Origin of the sequence: Actinoalloteichus spitiensis RMV-1378 (assembly GCF_000239155.1) — a bacterium.
GTDB classification, from domain to species: Bacteria; Actinomycetota; Actinomycetes; order Mycobacteriales; family Pseudonocardiaceae; genus Actinoalloteichus_B; species Actinoalloteichus_B spitiensis.
In genome coordinates this window covers 1-3174 of sequence record NZ_AGVX02000718.1, presented here as the reverse complement: position 1 = coordinate 3174, position 3174 = coordinate 1, and the positions used below count along the sequence as shown (strand labels likewise).

The 3174-nt window shown below is 75.6% G+C and carries 2 protein-coding genes; one reads left to right on the top strand and one right to left on the bottom strand.

Features of this window, described 5'->3' with window-relative positions:
• The coding region (locus ACTIDRAF_RS31070; protein ID WP_052168959.1) for a four-carbon acid sugar kinase family protein at nt 1–1490 on the bottom strand (1490 nt) is incomplete at its 3' end.
• A gap of 293 nt (nt 1491–1783) precedes the next feature.
• On the opposite strand from ACTIDRAF_RS31070, the gene ACTIDRAF_RS0224495 reads away from it, so the two are divergent.
• Nucleotides 1784–2959, top strand: coding sequence for a cytochrome P450 (locus ACTIDRAF_RS0224495; RefSeq protein WP_016701311.1), 1176 nt, complete (start codon nt 1784–1786; stop codon nt 2957–2959).
• Nucleotides 2960–3174 lie beyond the last annotated feature (215 nt).

The window sequence follows — 3174 nt, the reverse complement described above, 5'->3', positions numbered from 1 at the left end:
GCCAGCCGCCCCCGCCAGCCGCTAGGGGCGGCCGGCGGTGGGCGGAGCGAGGCGGTTGACGACCTCCAGCAGGGAGGTCTCCTCACCCACGTTGCCCGGGAACACGGTGTAGCGCGGGCCGTCGGGCTCACCGGCGAGGTCGAGGGGCTGCCACAGCGAGACCGCACCGGGCAGCAGCGACCCCAGGACGCGGGCGCGGCGGACCGCGAGCCCGTGCACGGCGACCTCGTGGGAGGTGATGCCGCCCTTGGCCACGAGGCAGGCCGGGGGGCACTGCTGCCGCACCCCGCGGACCACGGAGACCAACGCCCGCGAGACGGCCCGGGCGATGCGCAGGCTGTCCGCCGCGTCGACCCCCGCCGCAGGGCGCGGGAGGTCTCCAGGAGCACGTCCTCACCGCGGCGCAACGCGTCCACGACGTGGCCGACGGCCTCGCCCACCACCCGGTCCGGTTCGGCGAGCAGGGTGTCCACCGGGACCGCGACGTCGACCAGCCGGCGGCCCGCGCGCAACGCGGCGGTCTGGGCGGTGGTGAGCGCGGTGTGCGAGCCCACCACCACGAGCACTCCCCCGGCCCGGTCACGAGGAACGGGATCGGGGTGGAGTGGGGGCACCGCCGCAATCCCCGCCCGGACCCGGACGTAGGCGGGCCCGGTGCGGTAGAGGAACCGGTGGCCGGCGCGTTCGAGTTCGGCCAGGGCCAGCGCGGTGACCTCCATGTCCTCGGCGGCCGCCGCGTCGAGGGCGACCACGGCGGGCGGGGACGCGGGGGGCCGGCCACCCAGCTGGTGGCCAAGGAGCGCGACCACCCCGGCCACCCCGCCCCGGCGGATGGTGGCCAGGTCGACGACGGTGACCTCCTCCGGGCGGACCCGGCCCCGGCTGCGCTCGGCGACCCAGCCTGGCAGGTCACCTGCGGTGAACCCGAAGGTGGCGTCACGGGAGAACTCGGTGCGCTCGGCCGGGGTCCACACCCCCTCCACCCGGACCAGGTGCCGGCCTCCGACGGTGACGCGGCCGGCCTCGTGGTACGCGGGGCACAGGACGACGGCGTCGGTGGCCTGCCCGGTGGCCTGCCGCCAGGCGGTGGCCAGCGCGTCGGTCTCGACCGGGTAGTGGCCGCGCAACGTGGAGTCGCCGCGGCTGAGCAGTCGGACGCCCACGCCCTCGCCCTCGGCGGCCCGGGCAAGGGCGGTGGCGACGTCGGTGGCCACCCGGTGAGCGGCGGCGGGCTCCATCGACCGGGAGTTGGTGAGCACGAAGAGCAGCCCGCGCTCCCGGGCGTGCCGCAGCCCCCAGCGCAGGTCGCGGTCCGACCAGGTCGTGACGAGGGGGACGTCGTGGACGGTCTGCGCACCGGTGGGGTCGTCGTCGACGGCGACCAGGACGGTGTCACCGCCCACGAGGTCCTCGGCGAGCCGGTGGAGGGCTCGGGGTTCGGCGCGGGGCGGCGCGATCTCGTCGGCGGGCGCATAGACGGGGGTGTCCATCGAGGCGGGCGGCCGGGGCCGCTGCTCCTTTCCGGGAGGCGGACGGGGACCCCCTGATCCGACCACGGGCACCGGTCGGGGTGCCGGTCAGGTCGGGTGCCGGCGGTGTACTCGGCGGCCCGGGGGCAGCGAGGCGGGCGCCCAACGCATCGACGTGGTCACGCACCGCTACCCTGGTTGACGGGGTGTGCTCACCCTGGCCTCCCCGGTGACGGTCTGCGCTCGTCCCGTCCCCGGTTCCCACCGGTTCTCGTCCGTTCTCGTTCCGTTCGTGACTGTCGAAGGAGGGCGCCGTGGCGGCCCCTGTCCAGCTGTCGTTCGAGCAGCGTTGTCCCCTGCACGTGGCTCCCGGGTTGCGCGAGTTGCAGGCCACCGGGCCCATCCACCGCATCCGCACCGCGGTCGGCGACGAGGCGTGGTTGGTGACCGGCTACGCCGAGGTGCGAGCACTCCTCGACGATCCCCGGGTGGGGCGCTCGCACCCCGACCCGGCCCGGGCGGCTCGCTCCGGCGACGCGGCGCTGCAGGGCGGTCCGATGGGGGACTTCGCCAGCGAGGACTCCGACCACGCGCGGCTGCGCAAGCTGATCCAACCCCACCTCTCCCCCGCCAGGCTCCGGCCGTTCACCCCACGCCTCGAGGCCCTCGTCGAGGAGTGCCTGGACCGGCTCGCCGCGACGGGGCCGGGGCCGGTGGACTTCGCGCGGCTGGTGGCGGCGTGGCTGCCGACGGCGGTCATCTGCGCGTTGATCGGCGTCCCGGACACCGACCGGGACCGCTTCCGCGGCTATGCCCGGGCGATGGCCGACCTGCGGGACGCCGACCGGTCCCGGCAGGGCATGGCGGATCTGTTCGAGTACTGCCGGCGGCTGGTGGCCGGGAAGCGGCGGACACCGGGTGAGGACGTGGTCTCCCGCCTCCTCACGCGGGACGGGGCGGCCGACGAGGACGTGGCGCGGGCCTGCATGCTCCTGCTCTTCGGTGGCGAGGCCGCGGTGATGGGGATCGGGATCGGAGCGGTGCACCTGCTCACCAACGACGACCAACGGGAGGTGTTGCGCGCCCGGCCGGAGCTGGTCGCGGGCGCGGTCGAGGAGATGCTGCGGGGCATGGACAAGGGCGGGGACGGGGTGTCCCGGTACGCGCGGGCGGATCTGCGGGTGGGCGAGGTGGTGGTGCGGGCCGGGGACCTGTTGCTGTTGGACACCGGAGCGGCCAACCACGACGTCTCGGTGTACCCCGCGCCCGACCGTTTCGACGTGGACCGCCGCGACGCGCCCCACCTGTCGTTCGGGCATGGCTCCCGCTACTGCGCGGGCGCGTCGCTGGCCCGGATGGAACTGCGGGTGCTCTTCACCCGGCTGCTCGCCCGGTTCCCGACGATGCGCCTGGCGGTCGACCCGTCGCGGTTGCGGGTGGAACGGAACGTGGTCGCCGGTGGGTTGGAGGAGTTGCCGGTGCTGTGGTGACCCGGCCACGGCCGCGCCGCCGGCAGGGGGTGGGCGGTCCCGGTGGGATCGGCGTTCCCGCCCGGCGCGGCCCCGGGTGCGGTTGCGGGAGCCGCCGGAGGGCGGTGCTGGTGGCTCCACGCCCCCCGGTGTCCCACGGGCTGGGACGACGGGGACGACCACGGTCGTCCCCCCCCCCGTTACCTTTTTCGTAGCTCCTGATCAAGGAGTCGTGG